22 protein-coding genes are annotated in these 20,842 nt (G+C 72.5%); 8 read left to right on the plus strand and 14 right to left on the minus strand.

The genetic code is table 11. The annotated features are described in order from the left end of the window. Positions 1 to 63: 63 nt before the first annotated feature. A complete protein-coding gene (locus FDO69_RS02650; protein ID WP_104777963.1) occupies positions 64 to 393 on the minus strand; it encodes a DUF5955 family protein in 330 nt (109 codons plus the stop codon). Between the two features lie 243 nt (positions 394 to 636). Here FDO69_RS02650 and FDO69_RS02655 point away from each other — a divergent pair, with 243 nt between their 5' ends. Then, the gene (locus FDO69_RS02655; RefSeq protein WP_104777964.1) at positions 637 to 1,251 is read left to right on the plus strand and encodes a nucleotidyltransferase family protein; all 615 of its coding nucleotides are present in this window, start codon (positions 637 to 639) and stop codon (positions 1,249 to 1,251) included. Between the two features lie 208 nt (positions 1,252 to 1,459). After that, a complete protein-coding gene (aceB, locus tag FDO69_RS02660) occupies positions 1,460 to 3,085 on the plus strand; it encodes a malate synthase A (protein WP_104777965.1) in 1,626 nt (541 codons plus the stop codon). Positions 3,086 to 3,092: 7 nt separating this feature from the next. Here the strand turns inward: aceB and FDO69_RS02665 are convergent, their stop codons facing one another. The 3 genes from FDO69_RS02665 to FDO69_RS02675 form a co-directional block, all read right to left on the minus strand. Then, entirely contained in the window at positions 3,093 to 3,413 is a 321-nt protein-coding gene (locus tag FDO69_RS02665; protein ID WP_104777966.1) for an Rdx family protein, read from the minus strand. Then, positions 3,410 to 4,324 carry a HipA family kinase gene (locus FDO69_RS02670; RefSeq protein ID WP_104777967.1) on the minus strand — a complete coding sequence of 305 codons (915 nt, stop codon included), beginning with the start codon at positions 4,322 to 4,324 and terminating at the stop codon, positions 3,410 to 3,412. The genes FDO69_RS02665 and FDO69_RS02670 overlap by 4 nt, the downstream gene beginning before the upstream one ends. A gap of 748 nt (positions 4,325 to 5,072) precedes the next feature. Continuing rightward, a complete protein-coding gene (locus FDO69_RS02675) occupies positions 5,073 to 6,332 on the minus strand; it encodes a cytochrome P450 (protein WP_170320827.1) in 1,260 nt (419 codons plus the stop codon). A 342-nt stretch (positions 6,333 to 6,674) separates the two neighbouring features. Between FDO69_RS02675 and FDO69_RS02680 the strand changes: the two genes are divergently transcribed. Together FDO69_RS02680 and FDO69_RS02685 are read left to right on the plus strand one after the other, a co-directional pair. Next, complete coding sequence (locus FDO69_RS02680; RefSeq protein WP_104777968.1) at positions 6,675 to 7,652, plus strand: Rieske (2Fe-2S) protein; 978 nt, start codon at positions 6,675 to 6,677, stop codon at positions 7,650 to 7,652. Then, positions 7,630 to 8,178: a DUF1360 domain-containing protein gene (locus tag FDO69_RS02685; protein ID WP_104777969.1), complete on the plus strand. Its 549-nt coding sequence runs from the start codon at positions 7,630 to 7,632 to the stop codon at positions 8,176 to 8,178. Before FDO69_RS02680 ends, FDO69_RS02685 begins: the two co-directional genes overlap by 23 nt. A gap of 44 nt (positions 8,179 to 8,222) precedes the next feature. Here the strand turns inward: FDO69_RS02685 and FDO69_RS02690 are convergent, their stop codons facing one another. The 10 genes from FDO69_RS02690 to FDO69_RS02735 form a co-directional block, all read right to left on the minus strand. Continuing rightward, a complete protein-coding gene (locus FDO69_RS02690) occupies positions 8,223 to 8,609 on the minus strand; it encodes a nuclear transport factor 2 family protein (RefSeq protein ID WP_104777970.1) in 387 nt (128 codons plus the stop codon). Further along, positions 8,606 to 9,484: an alpha/beta hydrolase gene (locus FDO69_RS02695; RefSeq protein WP_104777971.1), complete on the minus strand. Its 879-nt coding sequence runs from the start codon at positions 9,482 to 9,484 to the stop codon at positions 8,606 to 8,608. Before FDO69_RS02695 ends, FDO69_RS02690 begins: the two co-directional genes overlap by 4 nt. Beyond that, a complete protein-coding gene (locus FDO69_RS02700) occupies positions 9,481 to 10,692 on the minus strand; it encodes a beta-ketoacyl-[acyl-carrier-protein] synthase family protein (protein WP_104777972.1) in 1,212 nt (403 codons plus the stop codon). Before FDO69_RS02700 ends, FDO69_RS02695 begins: the two co-directional genes overlap by 4 nt. Beyond that, complete coding sequence (locus tag FDO69_RS02705; protein ID WP_104777973.1) at positions 10,689 to 11,750, minus strand: ketoacyl-ACP synthase III family protein; 1,062 nt, start codon at positions 11,748 to 11,750, stop codon at positions 10,689 to 10,691. Before FDO69_RS02705 ends, FDO69_RS02700 begins: the two co-directional genes overlap by 4 nt. Before the next feature lie 39 nt (positions 11,751 to 11,789). Then, positions 11,790 to 12,221, minus strand: coding sequence for a hypothetical protein (locus FDO69_RS02710; protein ID WP_104777974.1), 432 nt, complete (start codon positions 12,219 to 12,221; stop codon positions 11,790 to 11,792). 12 nt (positions 12,222 to 12,233) lie between these two features. Then, complete coding sequence (locus tag FDO69_RS02715; RefSeq protein WP_104777975.1) at positions 12,234 to 13,664, minus strand: MFS transporter; 1,431 nt, start codon at positions 13,662 to 13,664, stop codon at positions 12,234 to 12,236. Between the two features lie 49 nt (positions 13,665 to 13,713). Beyond that, positions 13,714 to 15,087: an aldehyde dehydrogenase family protein gene (locus FDO69_RS02720; protein ID WP_104777976.1), complete on the minus strand. Its 1,374-nt coding sequence runs from the start codon at positions 15,085 to 15,087 to the stop codon at positions 13,714 to 13,716. 2 nt (positions 15,088 to 15,089) lie between these two features. Continuing rightward, positions 15,090 to 16,205, minus strand: a complete 1,116-nt coding sequence (locus FDO69_RS02725; RefSeq protein WP_104777977.1) for an AMP-binding protein — start codon at positions 16,203 to 16,205, stop codon at positions 15,090 to 15,092. Between the two features lie 91 nt (positions 16,206 to 16,296). Continuing rightward, a complete protein-coding gene (locus FDO69_RS02730; RefSeq protein ID WP_104777978.1) occupies positions 16,297 to 17,361 on the minus strand; it encodes a 3-oxoacyl-[acyl-carrier-protein] synthase III C-terminal domain-containing protein in 1,065 nt (354 codons plus the stop codon). Between the two features lie 45 nt (positions 17,362 to 17,406). After that, positions 17,407 to 17,898, minus strand: a complete 492-nt coding sequence (locus FDO69_RS02735) for an ester cyclase (RefSeq protein ID WP_159030584.1) — start codon at positions 17,896 to 17,898, stop codon at positions 17,407 to 17,409. Between the two features lie 466 nt (positions 17,899 to 18,364). Between FDO69_RS02735 and FDO69_RS02740 the strand changes: the two genes are divergently transcribed. The 4 genes from FDO69_RS02740 to FDO69_RS02755 all read left to right on the plus strand — a co-directional run bounded on the left by FDO69_RS02740 (position 18,365) and on the right by FDO69_RS02755 (position 20,774). Next, on the plus strand, positions 18,365 to 18,940 hold the full coding sequence (locus tag FDO69_RS02740; RefSeq protein WP_159030585.1) for a TetR/AcrR family transcriptional regulator: 576 nt from the start codon (positions 18,365 to 18,367) through the stop codon (positions 18,938 to 18,940). Positions 18,941 to 19,120: 180 nt separating this feature from the next. Continuing rightward, positions 19,121 to 19,867 carry a 3-oxoacyl-ACP reductase FabG gene (gene fabG / locus FDO69_RS02745; protein ID WP_104778467.1) on the plus strand — a complete coding sequence of 249 codons (747 nt, stop codon included), beginning with the start codon at positions 19,121 to 19,123 and terminating at the stop codon, positions 19,865 to 19,867. Then, positions 19,864 to 20,574 carry a 4'-phosphopantetheinyl transferase family protein gene (locus FDO69_RS02750; protein ID WP_138430036.1) on the plus strand — a complete coding sequence of 237 codons (711 nt, stop codon included), beginning with the start codon at positions 19,864 to 19,866 and terminating at the stop codon, positions 20,572 to 20,574. Before fabG ends, FDO69_RS02750 begins: the two co-directional genes overlap by 4 nt. A gap of 11 nt (positions 20,575 to 20,585) precedes the next feature. Next, complete coding sequence (locus FDO69_RS02755) at positions 20,586 to 20,774, plus strand: hypothetical protein (protein WP_104777982.1); 189 nt, start codon at positions 20,586 to 20,588, stop codon at positions 20,772 to 20,774. The last annotated feature ends 68 nt before the right edge of the window (positions 20,775 to 20,842 follow it).

Here is a 20,842-nt window from a genome sequence, read left to right on the forward strand (position 1 = left end):
CCGGCTCGGCCCCGCGCACTGAGCGCGAGCCCGCGCAACTCGGGCGCCACGGCGGTGGGCACCCTAGCCCTGGCCCCGCACCGGCCCTCCGAAGAGATCCACTGCCCGCCTGACCTCCGTCAGCTCGGCGGACAGCGCGCTCACCGAGCCGATCGCGCCCGCGATGAGCAGGAGGGAACGGCGCAGGCGGGGGATCTCGGGGATGCCGTCGGCGGCCATGGCGGCCACCGCGGCCAGCTCCTCCTCGGCGATGGTCCGGTCGGCGAACTCGCCGGGATGGGCGGCCAGTCGGCGGCGCAACCGGGACACGGCGGAGCGCAGCTCCGTCACGCGCGGGTCCTCGCCACCGCCGGTCACAGGCCCCTGCCGCTTCTGCTCGGCGCTCCGCAACACAGTCCTCCCCCTCACACCTCGTCGTGCGCGTGTCCGTCCGACACGTAATCCCCCACACCGGGCCGCCGTCGGGCGCCCGGCCGGTCGGTGCGGGCGACAGTAAACGACGCGGACGGCCGGGCGCCAGTCCATTGCGTCATCGACTTGTTTCGCTGAGTGACTTTCTGGCCCAGGGCGCACGCCTGTCCGACGCGCGCCTCGCGCCGTCGTACTCCCGTACGGGGCGTGCGGTATGCAGGAGCCATGACGACACGGGAGACGACGGGCGGGGCACAGGCGGTTGCGGGACTGCTGCTCGCGGCCGGTGGCGGGCGACGGCTCGGCGGACGACCCAAGGCACTGCTCCCGCACCGGGGGCGGCCCCTGGTGGAGCACGCGGTGCGAGCGCTGCGGGAGGGCGGCTGTACGGCCGTCCACGTCGTCCTGGGCGCACAGGCCGACGACGTGCGCGCACGGGCCTCGCTGCCGGGCTGCACCCTGGTCGACAACCCCGACTGGGGGCAGGGCATGGGGAGTTCCCTGCGCGCCGGGCTCGACTCGCTCGCCGGCACGGGCGCCCGGGCCGCCCTGGTGTCACTCGTGGACCAGCCCGGCATCGGATCCGAGGCGGTGACCCGGATCCTCGCGGCATACGAGGGTGAGGAGACGCTCGCCTGCGCCGCGTACGACGGTGCGCGCGGCCACCCGGTGCTGTTCGGTGCCGCCCACTGGGCGGGCATCGCCGCGACCGCCACCGGGGACCGGGGGGCACGCGCCTATCTGAAGGAGCACCGGCAGGCGATCACCCTCGTCGAGTGCGGGGACGTGGCCCGGCCGTTCGACATCGACACCGAAGCCGATCTGGCCCACCTGGAGTGAACGGGGTGGCACGGAGCGCCACCTTGCCTCGACCCAGAGATTCTCGACATCAACAGACGATTGAACTTCCACCATGAGGAAACTAGTATCCACTGTTCAGAAGCGCCCGAGGGGTCCGAGGGCGCGGAACGCCGTATTCGGGAAGACTGGCACCCGGTGCCGAGCACGCCGGCTCGTCTTCACAGCTCGCTGAAGGAAGTGACCGTTCATGTCCGCTCCAGCGCCGTCCCCGCTGGCCATCGTCGACGCCGAGCCCCTGCCCCGGCAGGAGGAGGTCCTCACCGAAGCGGCGCTCGCCTTCGTGGCCGAGCTGCACCGGCGGTTCACGCCCCGGCGTGACGAACTCCTCGCCCGCCGCGCCGAGCGCCGCGCCGAGATCGCCCGCACCTCCACCCTCGACTTCCTTCCGGAGACCGCCGCGATCCGCGCCGACGACTCCTGGAAGGTCGCCGCGGCCCCGGACGCGCTGAACGACCGCCGCGTCGAGATCACCGGCCCCACCGACCGCAAGATGACCATCAACGCCCTCAACTCGGGCGCCAGGGTGTGGCTCGCGGACTTCGAGGACGCCTCCGCGCCCACCTGGGAGAACGTGGTCGGCGGCCAGCTGAACCTGCGCGACGCCTACACCCGGAACATCGACTTCACCGACCCGGGGTCCGGCAAGTCGTACGCGCTGAAGGCGAACGAGGAGCTCGCCACGGTCGTGATGCGCCCGCGCGGCTGGCACCTGAACGAGCGTCACCTCGTCGACGCCGACGGCACCCCCGTGCCCGGCGCCCTCGTCGACTTCGGCCTGTACTTCTTCCACAACGCCCAGCGCCTGCTGGACCTCGGCAAGGGCCCGTACTTCTACCTACCCAAGACGGAGTCCCACCTGGAGGCCCGCCTGTGGAACGAGGTGTTCGTCTTCGCCCAGGAGTACTGCGGCATCCCGCAGGGCACGGTCCGCGCGACCGTCCTCATCGAGACGATCACCGCCGCGTACGAGATGGAGGAGATCCTCTACGAACTGCGCGAGCACGCCTCCGGGCTGAACGCGGGCCGCTGGGACTACCTGTTCTCCATCGTCAAGAACTTCCGTGACGGCGGCGCCAAGTTCGTCCTGCCGGACCGCAACGCGGTGACGATGACCGCCCCGTTCATGCGCGCGTACACCGAACTCCTCGTCCGCACCTGCCACAAGCGCGGCGCCCACGCCATCGGCGGCATGGCGGCGTTCATCCCGTCCCGCCGGGACGCCGAGGTCAACGAGGTCGCCTTCGAGAAGGTCCGGGCCGACAAGGACCGCGAGGCCGGCGACGGCTTCGACGGCTCCTGGGTCGCCCACCCCGACCTGGTGCCGATCGCCATGGAGTCCTTCGACAAGGTCCTCGGCGACAAGCCCAACCAGAAGGACCGGCTGCGCGAGGACGTCGACGTCAAGGCCGCCGACCTGATCGCCGTCGACTCCCTCGACGCCAAGCCCACCTACGCGGGGCTGGTCAACGCCGTGCAGGTCGGCATCCGTTACATCGAGGCCTGGCTGCGCGGCCTCGGCGCGGTCGCCATCTTCAACCTGATGGAGGACGCGGCCACCGCCGAGATCTCCCGCTCCCAGATCTGGCAGTGGATCAACGCGGAGGTCGTCCTCGACAACGGCGAGCAGGTCACCGCCGACCTGGCCCGCAAGGTCGCCGCCGAGGAACTCGCGAACATCCGGGCCGAGATCGGCGAGGAGGCCTTCGCGGCCGGCAACTGGCAGCAGGCCCACGACCTGCTGCTGACGGTCTCCCTCGACGAGGACTACGCCGACTTCCTGACGCTCCCGGCGTACGAGCAGCTCAAGGGCTGAACAGCCGCTACCGCTCCGAGTGGCCCAGGGTCTTTCCCGGGGCCACTCGGTCGCGTACGGCGCGCTTCACGGCCGTCGGCTCCGGGAATCCCTGCTCGCGCCGGTCCCAGACGACCTCGTCGCCGACGCGGACGACGAACACCCCGCCTGTGCCGGGTTTCAGGGCCAGTTCCGTCAGCTCGGCCTCGAAGGTCGTGAGCAGTTCCTGCGCCAGCCAGGCCGCGCGGGGCAGCCAGCGGCACTGGGTGCAGTACTCGATCTCGACCCGCCGCGAGGCGCCCGGGGAGTCCTCCGCCACTTCGATCTCCACGCGCTGAACGTCCGTCATCCGAGGTGCACCGACCAATCCTGCTCGGCCGCGGGCTTGCCGTGCAGGTCGGGCACCTGCCTGAGCCACGCGGGGCGTCCTTGCTGGTTCCTCGCCGCCCGCAGGGCCTCCTCGGCGGCAAGCTCCTCCCGGCTGGGGAAGTCGGTGGGCAGCCAGGCCGCGGAGGCCTCCGCGCGCGCGTGGAGGTACGTCACATAGGCGTCGCGCACCTCGTCCGCGGTGGTGAAGCCCGGCTCCTCCGCGAGCCAGGCGTCCGGGACTTCGGCGAGGATCCGCCGCAGCAGCTCCCCGGTGACCCGGGGCGCCAGTTCGGCGTCGGCGGCCCGGACGTCGGGGCCGTGGTGGCCGAGGGCGTGGTGCCGGAAGTCGTAGGCCTTGCGGGGGTCGGTGGCGTCCCAGCGGTGGTGGAAGACGAGGGCGGCGCCGTGGTCGATCAGCCACAGGCGCGGGGGTGCGACGCCGAGGGTGGGCCAGACCATCAGGTTGGAACTGTGGACCGTGCGGTCGACGTTCACGGTCAGGGCGTCGAGCCAGACGATCCTGCCCGCCTCCAGCGGATCGACGGGGAAGACCCGGGCAATCTCCGGGGTGAAGTCCCGGGCGCCCGGCAGGTAGTCCATCCCGAGGTTGACGCCCACGCTCGCCGCGTGCAGGTCCCGCACCTCCTGGTGCGGCTCGTGGTCGGCGATCGACGGGTCGAAGTGCACCAGGACCAGCTCGGGGAAGCGCAGGCCGAGGGCACGGGCCAGTTCCCCCACGATGACCTCGGCGACCAGCGCCTTGCGGCCCTGCGCGGAGCCGGTGAACTTGACGACGTACGTGCCGAGGTCGTCCGCCTCGACGACGCCGGGTACGGAGCCGCCGGACCGCAGGGGTTCGACGTAGCGGGTCGCGGTGACCTCTCTCAGCATGGTCCAGGGCTCCACGGGGGCAGAATCCGAAGGGGCCATAGTAACCAGGCGTGACGGCCACGCAGCGGCCCTGGCCGCGGGCGCATCCCGGTCGGCCTCGGCGTGCCGCGGGCCTGGCCGCGGGAGCGGTGCGGGTTCCCGGTCGGCCTCAGCGGGCCGCGGGAGCGGGTGCGGGTTCCCGGTCGGCCTCAGCGGGCCGCGGGAGCGGGTGCGGGTTCCCGGTCGGCCTCAGCGGGCCGCGGGAGCGGGTGCGGGTTCCCGGTCGGCCTCAGCGGGCCGCGGGAGCGGGTGCGGGTTCCCGGTCGGCCTCAGCGGGCCGCGGGAGCGGGTGCGGGTTCCCGGTCGGCCTCAGCGGGCCGCGGGAGCGGGTGCGGGTTCCCGGTCGGCCTCAGCGGGCCGCGGGAGCGGGTGCGGGTTCCCGGTCGGCCTCAGCGGGCCGCGGGAGCGGGTGCGGGTTCCCGGTCGGCCTCAGCGGGCCGCGGGAGCGGGTGCGGGTTCCCGGTCGGCCTCAGCGGGCCGCGGGAGCGGGTGCGGGTTCCCGGTCGGCCTCAGCGGGCCGCGGGAGCGGGTGCGGGTTCCCGGTCGGCCTCAGCGGGCCGCGGGAGCGGGTGCGGGTTCCCGGTCGGCCTCAGCGGGCCGCGGGAGCGGGTGCGGGTTCCCGGTCGGCCTCAGCGGGCCGCGGGAGCGGGTGCGGGTTCCCGGTCGGCCTCAGCGGGCCGCGGGAGCGGGTGCGGGTTCCCGGTCGGCCTCAGCGGGCCGCGGGAGCGGGTGCGGGCGCGTGGACGGCGTGCATGACGAAGCCGCTGCGGATTCGGGCGGGCATGCGGTTCAGCGGGATGCGCAGGTCCTGGTCGGGCACCTCGTACTCCAGGCGGGCCAGTCGCGGCACGAGGGCGCGCAGCAGCGCGATCGTGACGTCCTCACCGGGGCAGCGGTGGCCGGTGGTCCGGTCGCCGCCGCCCTGGGGGATCAGGTCGTCGCCCGCGGGCGGCCGCTCGAGGAAACGCCGGGGTTCGAAGGTGTACGGATCGTCCCAGAGGGCGGGGTCGTGGTTCTGTCCGTAGAGGTCGAGCAGGATCAGCGTGCCGGACCGGATCGGCTCGCCCCGCCACTCCAGGTCGGTGACGGCCCGGCCCCCGACGAAGGGCGCGAAGGGGTAGAAGCGCCGCAGTTCGTGGGCGAAGGCCACGGCATGGGCGGGGTCGTCGCCGGTCAGGCGGTCCCGCAGGTCCGGCCTGAGGCGCAGCGCGTGCCCGGCGTAGGCGACGAACCAGCACACCGCGACGGTCGGGCGGATGACGTTGAGCAGTTCGACCGCGGCCGTGTGGGGGTCGAGGAGCCGTCCCTCGGCGTCCCGGTGCCGGACGATCCCTTCCAGGACCGACCCGGCCGGCGCGGTGGCGGTCCCCGCGCGCACCTCCTCGACCAGACGTCCCAGCCAGGCCTCGCCGCGGGCCCGGGCCCGGCGGGCCCGCCAGTGTCGCGGGCCCGCCGTGGCGAAACCGTCGACCATGGCGACCAGGTCCCGGGCCAGGGGCCCGACGTCCTCGACGACGAGTCCGGCCCACTGGCACACGCCCCGGGTGAGCACGCGGCTCGTCTCGTCGAACAGCACGACCCGGCGGCCGGACCAGGACTCCACCGCCTCGTCCCACTCCGCGGCGACGCGGTCCACCAGGCCGGCGATCGCCTCCGCCCCGGTGAGCAGGGACAGGAACATCTCCTTGCGCACGCGGTGGCCCGGCCCGTCCAGGGTGTGTACGGCTCCGTGCCCGAACAGCGTGCTCAGCACCGGTCCGGGCAGGGCCGACCGGCGCTCCACGTGCCGCTCGTCGTAGAAGAACCGCACCGCCTCGGGGCCGTGCAGGGCGACGACCGGCTGCCCCATGAGCCGGGTACGCACGAGCGGGGCGGGGGTGCGGCGCCTCCGGTCGGGCAGCCACGCGTATCCCTTGGCGAGGAGAGCGAGAGAGCTGTCGGCGATCAGTGGACCGCGGCCGGGATTCATGGCGCGGCGGGTGCCCGCCGGCCCCGCCGGGAAACGCGGCGCACCCGCACACCGGCGGGGGTGTGGGCGCGCGGCGCACCCGCACCGGCGGGGGTGCCCACACACGGCGCGCGGCGCACCCGCACACCGGCGGGGGTGTCAGCCGAAGGCGCGCGGCGCCCGCAGGCGGGTGTGTCCGCCGACGGCGACAGCCGGATCCGCGCCGGAAAACCCGCGCGCCCCGGCCGAGGTGTCCGCCGACCGCGAGGGGCCGGACCGCACGTTCCCCGGGCGGGCGGCCGGCCGGGAGCGCCGCCGCACCGGGATCCGTTTGCCGTCGGTGGCGGTGGGGACCCGACGGGCATGAGCGCAACCTCATTCCGCCGGCCGAGGCGGCAGAACCGGGTCCTGTGGCTGCTCGACGGCCTGGAGCGGGAGGCCAGGGCCGATGCGGTGATAGAGACGCTCCGCAAGGGCGTGCGGGCGCTGCCCCTGGGGCGCGGCCGGGATGTGCTGCACGGCAGGTGGCTGGGGCACCCGGTGCATCCGCTGCTGGTGCAGGTGCCGATCGGGAGCTGGCTGTCGGCGGCGGTCCTGGACCTGCGCCCCGACCGCTCGCGCGCATCGCGGCTGCTGGTCGGGGTCGGACTGGGCGCCGCCGCCCCCGCGGCCCTGGCAGGCTGGGTGGACTGGGCGGAGCTGCACCGCCCGCAGCAGCGCGTCGGGCTGGTGCACGCCCTGTCCAACACGGCGGCCGTCGGCCTGTACTCCGCCTCGCTCGCCTGCCGCGTCAAGGGGCGCGAGGGGGCGGGCCGGGCGTACGGCTTCCTGGGGCTGACCGCGGTCGGGATCGGCGGCATGCTGGGCGGCCACCTGGCCTACCGGCAGGCGTCCGGCGCCAACCACGCCGAGGAGGTCCCGAACGTCGTCTCCCAGGGCTGGCACCGGATCGGGGCCGTGGCCGACTTCCCGGCCGGTGAGGCGGTGCGGCGCAGCGTGGACGACGTGCCGGTGCTGGTGGTGCGCGAGACCGGTGGGACGATCCACGCGCTCGCCGAGCGGTGCAGCCACCTCGCGGGGCCGCTGTCCGAGGGCACCGTCGCCGACGGATGTGTGCGGTGCCCGTGGCACGGCAGCGTCTTCCGGCTCTCCGACGGCTGGAACGTGCGCGGACCGGCCACCGCGCCCCAGCCCTCCTTCGAAACGCGGGTCACCGACGGCCATGTCGAGGTGCGCCTGCGTCACCAGGACGGTGGGAAGCACGCGGGGAACGGGAAGCCCTCCGGACGACGGAACGGAGCACGATCGGGGGCCGCCCATGGGCACGGCGACAGGCACTGACGGCCGGCTCGCACGCAGGCTGCAGGCAGCGCTCCGGCGCACCCACCGGGACTACGCGGCAGGGCACGACCGGCCGCTGGGCGGCTATACCGCGGCCATGGCGGGATTCACGGCGTTCACGGCGGCGTGGACCACGGCGGTACGACGCCGCGGGCGCCCGCTGCCGGAGCGGCCCGAGGCCTGGGACGTGTTCCTGACCTCGGTGGCCACGTTCCGGCTCAGCCGGTTGCTGACCAAGGCGTCGGTGACCAGCCCGCTGCGGGCCCCGTTCACCCGGTACGCCGGGCCGCAGGGACCCGCCGAGCTGCACGAGGAGGCTCAGCCCGAGCAGGGCAGGCACACCGTCGGCGAGCTCGTGACCTGCCCGTTCTGCATGAGCGTCTGGGTCGCCTCGGCGCTGACCGCCGGCCAGTTGCTCTGGCCGCGCGCGACCCGTACGGCCATGGGCACGCTCACCGCCCTGGCCGGGGCGGACACACTGCAGCTCGCGTACGGCGCGCTGCTGGACAAGACGACCGGCGACTGACCCCACGCATCCCGGGGGCGGCGTAGGGCTTTCGGCGAGACGGCCTAGCGGGAAGGCTGCTCGGTGATGGCCCGCTGACCCGTCACGGAGTGGACCTTGCGGATGCGGCCGGCGTCGTCGAACTCGAAGACGTCGATTCCGCCGACCGTCCGGTCCGGGCCGACCCGCAGGTTCCACAGCGACACGGCGAAGTCCGCGCCGGGCTGCACGAAACTGCGGACCAGGGTGAACTCCAGGTCGTCGTCCAACGACTGTCTGAATGCGCGGACGAAGGGCTTCAGCTGTGCGGGTCCGGTGATGTCGTCCCCGTCGTGCGTCGAGGCGTCACGCCCGAAGTAGATCGTGAAATCCGGGGAGCAGATCTCGTCCGCGTTGGCGAGCGCCCCGTTCCACATGTCGTTCCACAGGTCGAGCTTCTTCAGTTCGATCATTTCTGCGTCCTCACCAGGAATTCCGCTTCACGAGCCTTCGCCACCCGGGCCGCTGTCGAACGCACGGTGGTGAACGCGTGCGCCGCCCCGGCGAAGACATCCAGTTCGGTCGGTGCGTGCTCTCGCCACCGCGCCTCCATCGACAGGGTCTGCGGGAGCAGCGCGTCGCCGGTGCCGACGCAGAAGCGTGCGGCCGGCACGCCTCGCAGATCGGCGTACGCGGGCGAGGCGGCCCGGCGCTGCTCGCCTGTGGCGCCCGGCATCAGAAGCCCCAGTGCGCGATCGAGCCCGGCCGTGAGGTCGAAGGCGCCGTAGTTGAGCGAGACCGCGGAGAAGGGCTGCCGTCCGAGGCGTTCGGGGATCGCGATCACCGTCAGGGCGGCGAGGTGCGCGCCGGCCGACTCGCCGCCGATGGCCAGGAATCCCGCTCCCGGGCGTTCGGCGACCGCGCGGGCGACCGCGAGCACGTCGTCCAGGCAGGCCGGGTAGCGGTGTTCGGGCGCCATGCGGTAGCCGACGGAGAGCACCGTCAGCGCGGTGCGGTCGGCGAGTCGTTGGAGGGTCTCGTCGTGCATCGTGTGACTGCCCAGACACCAGCCGCCGCCGTGCAGGTGCAGATACGTGCCGCGCGAGGGGCCGTCGGGTGTGAAGGAGCGAACGGGCACACCCTCGACGGTCAGATCGCGTGCACTCGGCACCGGTACGTCGTCGCCGAACCGGACGGTCTCGCGGTACTGCGCGAAGGTCATTCCGGCGGGCACGTCGTACAGCGTCGCCACCCTCGACCTCAGCCTCTCACCGGCGCGCTCGGACTCCTGGGCGTAGGCGTGGCCGATGGTCGCCAGGTGGGCGGTCCCGTCGGGCGGTGTGCTCATCGCGCCGCCTCCAGGGCCACCACCGAGGACTGGCTGCCCAGCGCGAACGCGAACGACAGCGCGGCCGGCAGGTCGGCGTCGCGGGCGCCGCCGAAGACGGAGTCGAGTCCGCACTCGGCGTCGGCCTGCGCGCTGTTGGCCGTCGGCGCGATCGTCTGCGCGTCGAGCATGGAGGCCGTGGCGGCGACATTGACCAGCGAGGACGCCCCGAAGAGGTGTCCGAAGATGGGTTTCACCGACGTCAGCGGCACATCGGTGTCCTCGCCGAAGACGCGCCGGACCGCCCTGCTCTCGGCGATGTCGTTGGTCCGGGTGCCCGTGCCGTGACCGCACACGTACCCGATGTCGCCGACCGACAGGTTCGACTTCTTGATGACCCGCTCGGCGAGTGCCGCGGTCTTCTCGCCCGACAGCTCCATGGTGGTCGGGTGGGCCGCCTCGTTGGCGACGCCCGTCGCCAGCACGAACGCGTAGATGTGCGCGCCGCGGGCCATCGCGTCGGCCTCCCGTTCGAGGACGAGGGCGACGGCTCCCTCCCCGAGAGCCGTGCCGTCCCGGTTCACGTCGTAGGGACGGATCGAGTCCGCCGCCGTGGTGCCGAGGCTCAGCACGCGTGACTTCGGGTCTGTGTACACCCTCAGCAGGTTGGGAGTGAGTGGGAACTCGTGCCCGACGACGATCATGACGTCGGCCTCGTCGGACCGCAGTTCCGCCGCCGCGGACCGCAGGGCGTGGGTGCCGCCGACACAGGCCGACGACACGGTGGAGACGTAGCCCTGGACGCCGGTGCGGATGGCCGCGATGCTCGCGGGCGCGCCCGGCAGACCGCCGAGGACCCGTCCGATCCCGGACGCGGCGGCGAAGTCGCGTTCCCACCAGTGCAGCGGGCCGCGTGACGACGACGCGATGACGCCGGCGCGGTGCGGATCGAAGTCGCCTACCCCGGCGTCGCCGAGCGCCTCGTCGATGCTGGCGAGGGCCGCGAGGATCTCGCGCGAGTACTTGCTCGCGTGGGCGGGATCGAGCCCTTCGACCACCGGGTCGTGGGTGAGCTGTCCCGCCATCACCGTCGGCACACCGCGGTCGTGGTAGGCCGACTGGGGCGTGAGCGCCGACGCGCCGGCCCGCACGCGCCCCCAGAAGTCGTCCGCGGTGCGCACACCGCCCGGGAGGGTGAACCCCATCCCGGTGATCGCCAGGCGCGTCATGCCACACGCTCCAGCGGCACCTGCAGCACGGCGCACGTGTAGGAGTAGCCGCCGCCGGCCCCGAGGACGAGGACGACGTCGCCCGGGTCGAGGTCCCCCGCCGTCTCGGCCTCGGCGATGTTGGCGAGGAAGTCGCCCGCGCCGAGGTGGCCCGAGGCGCTGTAGTGGCAGACGATCCGGTCGCTGTACTTCTCCTCGATCGGCCCGATCATCAGCTCGCGCACCTTGTCGCTGAGCCGCGGCGCGAGCACCCGGGCGATCCGCGGGTCGCCGGGCGAGAGCCGGGCACGGTCGAGGGCGGTGTCCACGGCCTCGGTGATGCACGCGTGGGACACCGCGCGCAGTCGGGGCCGTCCGCCCTCGTCGGAGAACTTCCCGGTCGGCATGGCGTTGATGTACGGCGGTGCCAGCGCCGGTTGCGGGCCGAAGCCGTCGTAGTCGTCGCGGGTGCGCCACAACTCCGGTGCGGCGACGTGCTCGACGGCCAGGAGATGGAAGGCGTCGCCGGGTTCGGGCCGTCCGACGACGGCGGCCGACGCGCCGTCGCCGTAGGCGAGCATGATGTGGCTGCGCCAGTGGTCGACGGCTGGTGCGCCGAAGCGGTCCGCCGCGACGATCAGCGCGTGGGAGTGCTCGTCCATCCGCAGCTGACCGGCGGCCAGGGAGAAGGCCATCGCCGCACCGTTGCAGGCCTGCTGGATGCCGACCGGCGCACACGAGCGCGGGAGGGCCAGGCCCTCGGCGACGCAGTGCCCGGCGGTGAAGAAGGGGTTGCCCTGATAGTTCGTCCACGCGTAGGCCAGCAGTCCGACGCCGTCGGCGGGCACGCCCGACGCCGTCAGTGCCGCGCGGCCGGCGGCCACGGCCATCGCCGGAGCGGACTCGGTCTCCCACGAGCGGGCGATGTGCAGGGTGACGTCACCGTGCCGGGCCGCCTGCTCGGGGGTGAGGTTGCCGATCCGCACCTCGTCGGCGGGTCTGCGCGTCTTGTCCGGGAACCAGCAGCGCGCTGCCCGGATACCGAGGATCGGCTCGGCCGTGCCTGGATGCGGTGCCATGGGATGCTCCTCGTGGGTCTGGGGTGGCTGCGGGTGGGCTCAGGTCGTCCTGGTGACGGCGCCCTGCGACCAGCACTCGGTGATCTGCAGCGACTCGTCGACCTGGAAGATGTCGACCCCGACGAAGATCGCCTCCTGGCCCGGGATGTCGTGCGGCCAGCCCGTGGCGCCGGTCCATCTGCCGGTGCCGATCCAGCGGTAGGCGAACCGGCGCTCGTTCTCGTCGACGAACGGCCCGAAGTCCGTCGCGTACCTGAGGCCTTCGAATTTTCCGGTGAATCCGGCGACCCATTTCGACATCTCCGCGGGGCCCGAGATCGTGGACGGGTCGATGGTGGCCGTCGCATCGGGCAGGTGCAGCACGTATCCGGCCGGGGAGATGATGTCGTGCGCGATGTCGGAATTCTCGTTCCACATGCGCAGCCAGTTTTCCCAGATCTTGTCCGCGACGGACGTGTCCAACGTGAGCATGTGACGGTCCTTCTAGTCGGTGGGTGTGGTGGCCGTCCGGCGCGAGCCGGCCAGGGCGATCCCGGCCGCGACGACGGTGAGGACGGCGGCGACGATCCACGCTTCGCGCAGGGCCGGAACCGGCGACGTCCCGCGGTGGGTGGCGCTGTCGTGGATGACGAGGAGCAGGGCGACGCCGATCGCGATGCCCATCTGCTTGGCCATGGTGTGCACGGCGGAGCCCGAGGCGTAGAAGGACTCCGGGATGGTGGCGGACACCCGGCCGGCGAACGCCGCCATGGCCACGATCGTGCCGATGGAGGTGAGTACGGAGCCGGGCATGATCGCCACCGCGTAGGGCAGGTCCGTCGGGGCGGTGACCGTCCACCAGGCCATGCCCAGGCCGAGGACGAGGCAGCCCAGCGCCGCGGTGCCGGCCAGGCCGATGCTCCGGGCCATCCGTCCGGTGAGCATGGCGAAGAACGGCATCAGCACGGTTCCCGGCGCGATGGCCAGACCGGTCTCGATCGCGGAGTAGCCGCGCACGGTCTGGGTCCACAGCACGACCGACAGCAGCATCACCGCGAAGGCCGCGCTGTAGATGAACGCCGCGATGTTCGTCCGGACGTAGACCGGCAGCGCGAGCAGTTCGCGCGGGACGACCGGCGAGGCGTGCCGCAGGTTCCGGGCCACGGCGACGGCGAGCATCAGGGCCGAGCCGGCGAACGCCGACAGGGTGGTCGCCGAGCCCCATCCGGCGTCCGGTGCCTCGACGAGCGCGAAGACGAGGGCGCCGACGAAGAGCGCGACGGCCAGGGCGCCGATCAGGTCGGGGCTCGGTGCCGAGGAGCGCCGTGCCGAGGAGGGCAGTACGCGCAGCCCGACCGCGACGGCCAGGGCGCCGATGGGCACGTTGATGAGGAAGATCAGCCGCCAGTCGTACTGGACGAGCAGGCCGCCGACGACCGGTGCCATGGCCGCCGCGATCCCGCCGGCCGCGGTCCAGCTGCGGATCGCGCGCTGCTGCAGTTCGGGCGGGTTCACCTGCAGCAGCAGGCCCATGGAGGTGGGGGTGAGGGCGGCGGCACCGAGCGCCTGGAGGGCCCGTGCCGCGATCAGTACCGGCAGGGTGGGGGCGAACGCGCACAGTCCGCTGGCCAGGGTGAAGAGCACCAGCCCGCCGAGGAACGTCTGCTTGCGGCCGAGGTGGTCGGCCAGCCGGCCGGCGGGGATCAGGGCGGCGGCGTACAGGATCGTGTAGGCGTTCAGTGTCCAGCTGAGGACGGCGTTGCTGTAGCCGGGGAAGTCCTGCTCGATCGCCGGGAAGGCGACGTTCACGATCATCATGTCGAGGCTGGTCAGCACGAATCCGCAGCACAGGACGGCGAAGACGATCCCCCGGCGGCGGTCGGCCGTCTTGTCCACCGGGGCGGTGGGGGTGGTGGTAGGCGTGTCGGCGCTCATGACAGGTTCTTTCGGTCGCGTACGGACGGGGTGTTCCGGAGCGGCGAGGTCAGCGGATGACGCCCTTGGTCCTCATGAGGTGTTCGGACAGGTAGCCGTCGTGCGGCACCCCGGGTTTCATCCAGGTCGTGGTGTGGGCGCCGAGGTAGACGTTGGCGATGCCCGGTTCGTCGAGCAGCCGCCTGCCGAATTCCATGTCCTCGGTGATCGCGGCGACGACCAGTGAGGAGGCCAGCGGTGCGATCCCGTCGGCCCGGCGGAACGGCGCGACCCAGACGCAGGGGAAGGGCAGTTCCACGCCCAGCACGGGGGCCTCGGCGTCGGCGGCGACCCGGACGACCGGGTGCAGCACCGCCGTTCCGGGCCGGACCGTCTCGACGATGTCGTCCCGGCCGTAGGGGGTGGTGCCCTTCCCGGCCTGCTCGACGTAGTCGGCGAGTTGACGGGCCGTCTGCTCGGGCAGTTCCGTGCGGTGCTTGCCGGCCTCGACCTCGGCGAGCCGGCCGGCGAGGGCGGCGGCGAACGCGTGCGCCGTCGCCAGGTCGCCCTCGACGAGCACCGCGGTGGTGCAGGTGCAGGCGGCGCCGCCGAGGTTCGCCACCGAGGCCGCGATCGTGTCCAGGTGCTCGTGCCAGTCGACGTCGTCGGTCACGACCGTCTTCGAGCGCCCGGGCCCCTGGGTGAGCACGGCCGGATCGGCGGCGTACTTGTCCACGACGGACTGCCCGCCGTAGACCAGCGCCCGGTCGGCCTGCTCGATGAGGACGTCGGCGACGTCGTGGTCGGTGGGCAGCAGGGCGACGTGCGAGGCGAATCCCGCTTCCCGGAACGCGCGCACGAGTCGTTGCGGGGTGAACGGCTCGCGGCTGGACGGCCGGACAGCCACCGCGTAGCCGAGGGCCAAGGCGCTGGGCCACAGGCTGTGCACGCCCGGGGTGTTGCCGGAGGCGTGGACCGCGAGGGTCCGGCCCCGGCGCGCCCAGTACGCCGCGCCGTCCCGGAGCCGGGGGTCGTCGAGGTCGGTGACGGCGCCCCGCGGGATCTCCTGGGCCAGCGTGTCCGGCAGGGCGCGCAGCGTCCGGGCGATGGCGGCGACCGAGGCGTGCGCGATCGCGCGCGGCACTCCGGCGCACAGGCTCACCAGGTCGAGGTAGTCGTCGACCGACTGCCCCTCGAGCACGGCGTTCTCGAACAGGTCGGCCGCTTTGGCGAGCATCTCCAGCCGTGTCGCGTAGGGCAGCACCGGAGCCTGGGCCAGCCGGCCGAACGCGCGGGTGACGTAGAGCCGGGGGACTTCGCTGAGGGCGCCGATCTCCCGGCCGTCCGGCAGACGGAGCGGTTTGCCCGCCCGGGCCCGGTACTCGCCCGCTTCGGTGATCGCGTCGACACGGGCGAACACGGGGGCGCCTTCGGAGGCGGTCATCGTCAGTAGACCCCTTCGGTGACGCGCGTGCCCTCGAAGGTCTGCACCGGCGCGACGTCGGCGACCGCGTCACCGATGTGGCCGTCCTCGGCCGGCACCCGGATCGCGGTGTCGCGTTCCAGGTTGTTGGGGATGAGCGCGAACTTGGTGATGTGGTTCATGACGATCTGCCCGCGCTCTCCGTAGGGGACGGGCCGGCCCGTGTCGGGGTCGACGACCCGGAAGAACACGTACGGGGAGAACGGGTCGAAGGTCGCGAGGCCCGAGGGCTGCTCCTCCTTGCGTTCGACGGCGACGCTCAGGATCGTCGTGCTGCCGTAGCCGCCGACGATCGGGATGCCGGGGAAGACCTCCTCGCGCAGGATGGCGCGGGTGTCCGGGTCCATGTGCGCCCCGCCCCAGGCGATGCGCTTGACCTTGGAGCGGACGAGCTCGACGAGTTCGGGGCGCTCGGCGATCTTCGTCAGGAGGATCGGGATGGTCTGGATCATCCCGATGTCCTGGGTCGCGAGGATGTCGGCGGTCTGGTCGACGAGATGGTCGACGTAGGCGCGCAACTCCTCGGTCTGGCCGCGCTCGATGAGCTTCTTCACCCAGCGTGGGTCGATGTCGATGCTGAACCGCTTGCCGCCCAGGGCGTGCGACTGCCGGACGGTGACCTCGCCGATCATGTGCGGGCCGGACGGTGTCGTGGCGAGGAGGTTGATGCCCGAACCGCCGAGTCCTGACGCGGCCTTGCGGCCCGCCCAGGCCAGGTAACGGGTGAACCAGTCCTCGAACATGAGGAACCGCTTGGGCCGGCCCGTCGTGCCGCCGCTCTCGAAGACGGCCGCGATCTTCGGTGACTCGCCGAGGCCGCGCGGGACGAGGTCCTCGGCGGCGATGTCGCGGAACTCGTCGACGATGTTGGGGAACAGGGCGAGGTCCTCGGCGGACTTCACGTCGGTGAGCGGGTCGAAGCCGAGGGTGGCCCTGCGCTTCAGCCAGAACGGCGACCCCGTCTCGGGCCCGAAGTGCCACTGCATGAGGGTGCGCACGTACGCGTCGGCATCGGTGACGGTCTGCTGCAGCGGATCGACATCCAGGATCGACCAGTCGTGGGCGCCGGGGTCAGACATCGTGGGTCCTTTCAAGGGGGTCGTGCGGGGTGGAGAGGGGTGCGGGGGCCGGGTGCGGGGGCCGGGTGTGTGTGGGGGGCAGGACGCGGGGTCAGGTGCGCGGCGTCGCGGGGCCGAGCTTCTGCACTAGCGCGGCCGACCAGGTGAAACCGCCGCCGCCTCCGACGACGAGGGCGTACTGCCCATCGGCGATGAGGCCGGTGCGCCGCAGATGGTCCAGGTTCGCGAGGAAGTCGCCCGCGCCGAGATGGCCGGTCGTGTCGCGCTCGCAGTGCAGCGTCGGCGTGAGCCGGGGATCGATCGCCTCGGAGTACATGAGGTCGAGCACCTTGGGGCTCAGCCGGGGAAGCATCGTCGCGGCCACGTCGCCGATGCCGACACCGGCCCGGTCGATGACCCCGGCGACGAGTTCGCCGATGGTCTTGACCGCGACGTCGCGGAACTCGGCGGTCCCGCCGGAGCGTTGGAAGAAGGCGCGCTTGGTGGCCTTCACGTCGACGGCCGCCCGCAGGGCGTGGGGCGTGGTGCCGAAGGCGTCGCCCTCGCGGTACATGGCCTCGAACTGCGGCCGGGCGCGCGAGTCCAGGGCGAGTACGCCGAGGGCGGGCCCGGTCGTGCGGTCGGCCCGCGGGGACAGGATCACGCAGGTGGCGCCGTCGCCGTACACGGTGTCGTAGTCGCTGCCCCACCGGTCGAAGCCGTCACCGCCGAAGGTGTCCGCCGTGGTCACCACGCTCAGGGCCGGCGCTCCGGGGACCGTGGAGCGGACCCGCTCGACGGCGATGTCGAGCGCGGCGGCACCGCCGTTGCACATCTGCCCGATCGACATCGGGACGCACGCATCGAACCCGGCCTCGTGTGCGACGAAATGGGCGGGGGACCAGAAGTCGTGCCCCTGGTAGTAGGTGTGGGCGTGCAGCAGGTGCGCGACCTGGTCGGGTGCGGCACCCGCCCTGGTGGCCGCGGCGCGTGCCGCGGCCGCGGCGAGTAACGGCGCCGGCTCGTCGGCGACGTGTACCCGCGTCACGCCCAGCCGCTCGCGCTCCGATTCGGTGATGCGTCCGGACCGTACGGCGTCCTCGGCGGACTCCGTCGCCGGTGGAAGCACGACGGCGCTGCCGATCACGAAGGCGCCCGGCTCAGCCGGTGACGGCATGCGACGGCTCCTGTCGTGCTTGGGTTGTGAAGGTCGTTGTCCCGTTCACCGGACTCGGGCCCCTGCCGGGATCGTCGCGCCGAGCTGGCCGTACAGGTCGAGCTGGTCGTCGCTGAGCCAGTACTCGGCGATGCGCCGGTCCTCGAGCCGCAGGATGTCGACACCGCAGAGGGATACCTCGGTGCCGGGCGGTGCGGTGGCCGTGGCGGGGACGCCCCCCTGCCATGTCCCGGTGAAGCGCCAGCGGGCCACGACGTACTCCTCCCCGACGAGCCAGGGGCCGAGTTCGGCGGCGAACCGTGCGCCCGGGCGGTAGCAGCTCCGGAAACCCTCGATCCAGCGCGTGACGTCGTCCCGGGTGGTCAGCGACGCCGAGGGCGGCATCCCGAAGACCGGCAGGTGCACGGTCACGTCGTCGGTGATGAAATCCGCCGGGTCGGACCCGCCGGTGCCGTTCCACAATCCCGTCCAGAATTCCCAGATCGCCTGCCCGAGGTCGGAGGTTTTATTACCTGCCGAGCCAAGTGTGGGTCGCATCGTTCTTTTCCCCCTGCGCATCGCACGAACGGGTTGAGGGCCGTGGAAGTCATGATGACGCCTTGCGCGTCCGGTGACGGGAAGACGGAATTGCGGGTGAATTGCTCGGGGATTTGGCGCATTCACGCTCATCGGCCATTTCCATCCCCCAGCTCACGCCTCCCGGGAACGCCCTGCCGTGGCCGCGAGGCCCCGGCGGGCGGCGACGGCCTGCCCCCGGCAGCACCGACCATAGCCCAGCCCGACCCTCTCCGCAACCCTTAAGTAAGTAGGTGCATACAACTGACTACCCGGCTGTGACAGGGGGTTGAGACTCTCCTGGGGAAGGTTAGTTAGCGCTAGCATCCAAGCTGCCACCGCTGCCGTCGGCACCACCGGGCCGGGCGCGGAGCCGGCACCGACGTGTCCCACACGCCGAGGAGCCCTTCGCGCGGATGTGACACAATGAACTATGCAAAAAATCCGCATGTCAGCAGCGCAGCGACGAGCTCAGATTCTCGAGATCGCCATGCTGGAGTTCTCCCGTACGGGACTCTTCGGTACCCCTGTCGATGTGATCGCCAAGGCGGCGGGTGTGACGCAGCCGTACGTTTTCCGGCTATTCGGCAGCAAGACGAAACTGTTCACCGAGTGCGTGCGCATTTCATTCGCGCAGTCGACGGCCCGGATGCTCGACGCGGCCGAAGGACTGTCCGGTGTGAACGCGCTGGTGGCGATGGGCAACCAGTACCGGTCGAACCTGGAGAACAATCCCGATGTGCTGATCCAGGTCCAGGCCTTCGCCGCGTGCGCCAACGACGAGGTGCGCGAGGCCGTCCGGGAGTGTTACGGCGACCAGTGGCAGCAGCTGGCCAAGCGGGCCGGCGTGGACCCGGTGCAGATGAAGATCTACATGGCGCTGGGTCTGCTCCTGAACGACCTAACGATGATCGGCGCCAAGCCGGGGGCGGGCATGCACGAGCAGTGGGTGGAGGACGCCTACACCGTCATCGACGCGTCGGTCTTCGCCGCGCTGGAGACGGCGCGCGACCCGGACGCGTGACCGCGCACGGCTTTCGCCACATCGCTGCCCACGCGGGTGTATCCACCGCAGCCTCCGCGGCCTCTGTAGGGAGGCCGGCGGGACGACACCCGGACAGGACGTCCCCCGGTGACCGGACCGCAGAGGGCCGTGAGCGGCCCCGTCTCATCGAGGGAACCGTACGTGGAGAAAACCGTGGTCATGCCGGACAGCCGGCGTCGTGTCGTCATCGTCTCGGGGGGATCGCGCAGCATCGGACGCGCCATCGCCGTCCAGCTCGCCGCGGAAGGGCACGACATCGCCTTCTGCGGCCGCAGTCGTTCCGCCGCCGCGCAGGAGACGGCCGAACTCGTCCGCGCGCAGGGAGCGGCCTGCTTCCACGCGCCGTGCGACGTCGCCGACCACCAGGCCGTGGAGACGTTCGTCAAGCAGGCGGAGCACGAACTCGGGCCCGTGTACGGGCTGGTGAACTCCGCGGGCATCGTCCGGGACAGCCACCTGGTGATGATGCCGGTCGAGGACTGGGGGGCGGTCATCGACACCAATCTCACGGGCACCTTCAACTTCTGCCGCACAGTCGGCTTCGGCATGCTCAAGCGGCGGGCGGGCGTCATCGTCAACATCTCGTCCGTGGCCGGCGTCTACGGCCATGCCACCCAGGCCAACTACTCGGCGTCCAAGGGCGGGGTGAACAGCCTGACCCGCACCCTCGCCAAGGAACTGGCCCGGCAGGGTGTCCGGGTCAACGCCGTGGCCCCGGGGTTCATCGACACCGACATGACCGATGAGATGAGCGACAAGGCACGCAAGGAGGCCGTCGCCGCGGTTCCGCTGCGCCGCTTCGGCACCGCGCAGGAAGTCGCCGACCTCACCGCCTTCCTGATGTCGGACAAGGCCGGCTACATCACCGGGCAGATCCTTCAGGTCGACGGCGGCGTGGCTCTGTGACCCCACCGCGCTCCCGACCGCGGCCCGGCGAGCTGCACGTGTGGTGGCTGCCGGTGCCGCCGGGCGCGTCCCCGGGACAGGCCGGCTCGGTGCTCGACGCCGCCGAGTCCGCGCGCGCCGGACGGTTGCGCGTGCCGGAGAGCCGGAACCGCTTCGTGCTGGCCCACGCCGGACTGCGGCTGCTGTGCGCCCGGTATCTGGGCACCGGGCCCGGCGAGGTGGCCTTCGAGCGTGCGCCGTGTCCGCGCTGCGGGGCCACCGGGCACGGCCGGCCGCGGCTGCGCGGCGGAGCCGGCCCGGAGTTCTCCATGACGCACTCCAAAACCGCCGTCCTGTACGCGTTCGCGGCCGCCCCCGTGGGCGTCGACCTGGAGGCGGCACCGGCTCGACCGGGACTCGAGCGGACCGTCGGCGGGTGGCTGCACCCCGGCGAAGGACGGGTGCTCGACGCGCTCCCCGAGGCCGAACGCCCGGGCGCGTTCCTGCGGACGTGGGTGCGCAAGGAGGCCTATCTGAAGGGGGTCGGCACGGGCATCGCCCACGGCGTGGACGGCCGGCCGGGCTCGGACGACCCCGCGTGGACGCTGCTGGACCTCGACGCTCCCGGCGGGTTCCTCGCCGCGGCGGCCGTCCGGGACGGCGCGCCGGGCCGGTTGCTCAGCAGCACGCTGCCGGTGTCGGTGGTGGCGACGACGACCCGCCGGTGAGGAGGCACGCGATGTGGCACGACGGCGAGTCGGAGCTCTCCGCGGACGAGGAGTGGCTGACGGCGATGGTGCGGCAGGCGGTCGGGGAGGTTCCACGGCGGCTACGGACGGAGGTGGCGAGCTGGCCGGCCCCGGTCGGCACACCGCGGCACACGCCGTGCCCGGGGCCGGAGCCGGAGCCGGACACGGCGAAGCCCTGAGGGGCGAAAGCCGGAACACGGTCGCATCGGTCGCACAGAGGCGGCCGGCCCAGGACGGTATACCTCGG

It is taken from the genome of Streptomyces tibetensis, from assembly GCF_007655005.1.
Taxonomy (GTDB): domain Bacteria; phylum Actinomycetota; class Actinomycetes; order Streptomycetales; family Streptomycetaceae; genus Streptomyces; species Streptomyces tibetensis.

Excerpts from the sequence above, each read along its gene's own strand:
- FDO69_RS02655 (WP_104777964.1), top strand. The coding sequence starts at position 637 with ATGACGACACGGGAGACGACGGGCGGGGCACAGGCGGTTGCGGGACTG.
- aceB (WP_104777965.1), top strand. The coding sequence starts at position 1,460 with ATGTCCGCTCCAGCGCCGTCCCCGCTGGCCATCGTCGACGCCGAGCCC.
- FDO69_RS02665 (WP_104777966.1), bottom strand. The coding sequence starts at position 3,413 with ATGACGGACGTTCAGCGCGTGGAGATCGAAGTGGCGGAGGACTCCCCG.
- FDO69_RS02670 (WP_104777967.1), bottom strand. The coding sequence starts at position 4,324 with ATGCTGAGAGAGGTCACCGCGACCCGCTACGTCGAACCCCTGCGGTCC.
- FDO69_RS02675 (WP_170320827.1), bottom strand. The coding sequence starts at position 6,332 with ATGAATCCCGGCCGCGGTCCACTGATCGCCGACAGCTCTCTCGCTCTC.
- FDO69_RS02680 (WP_104777968.1), top strand. The coding sequence starts at position 6,675 with ATGAGCGCAACCTCATTCCGCCGGCCGAGGCGGCAGAACCGGGTCCTG.
- FDO69_RS02685 (WP_104777969.1), top strand. The coding sequence starts at position 7,630 with ATGGGCACGGCGACAGGCACTGACGGCCGGCTCGCACGCAGGCTGCAG.
- FDO69_RS02690 (WP_104777970.1), bottom strand. The coding sequence starts at position 8,609 with ATGATCGAACTGAAGAAGCTCGACCTGTGGAACGACATGTGGAACGGG.
- FDO69_RS02695 (WP_104777971.1), bottom strand. The coding sequence starts at position 9,484 with ATGAGCACACCGCCCGACGGGACCGCCCACCTGGCGACCATCGGCCAC.
- FDO69_RS02700 (WP_104777972.1), bottom strand. The coding sequence starts at position 10,692 with ATGACGCGCCTGGCGATCACCGGGATGGGGTTCACCCTCCCGGGCGGT.
- FDO69_RS02705 (WP_104777973.1), bottom strand. The coding sequence starts at position 11,750 with ATGGCACCGCATCCAGGCACGGCCGAGCCGATCCTCGGTATCCGGGCA.
- FDO69_RS02710 (WP_104777974.1), bottom strand. The coding sequence starts at position 12,221 with ATGCTCACGTTGGACACGTCCGTCGCGGACAAGATCTGGGAAAACTGG.
- FDO69_RS02715 (WP_104777975.1), bottom strand. The coding sequence starts at position 13,664 with ATGAGCGCCGACACGCCTACCACCACCCCCACCGCCCCGGTGGACAAG.
- FDO69_RS02720 (WP_104777976.1), bottom strand. The coding sequence starts at position 15,087 with ATGACCGCCTCCGAAGGCGCCCCCGTGTTCGCCCGTGTCGACGCGATC.
- FDO69_RS02725 (WP_104777977.1), bottom strand. The coding sequence starts at position 16,205 with ATGTCTGACCCCGGCGCCCACGACTGGTCGATCCTGGATGTCGATCCG.
- FDO69_RS02730 (WP_104777978.1), bottom strand. The coding sequence starts at position 17,361 with ATGCCGTCACCGGCTGAGCCGGGCGCCTTCGTGATCGGCAGCGCCGTC.
- FDO69_RS02735 (WP_159030584.1), bottom strand. The coding sequence starts at position 17,898 with ATGCGACCCACACTTGGCTCGGCAGGTAATAAAACCTCCGACCTCGGG.
- FDO69_RS02740 (WP_159030585.1), top strand. The coding sequence starts at position 18,365 with ATGTCAGCAGCGCAGCGACGAGCTCAGATTCTCGAGATCGCCATGCTG.
- fabG (WP_104778467.1), top strand. The coding sequence starts at position 19,121 with ATGCCGGACAGCCGGCGTCGTGTCGTCATCGTCTCGGGGGGATCGCGC.
- FDO69_RS02755 (WP_104777982.1), top strand. The coding sequence starts at position 20,586 with ATGTGGCACGACGGCGAGTCGGAGCTCTCCGCGGACGAGGAGTGGCTG.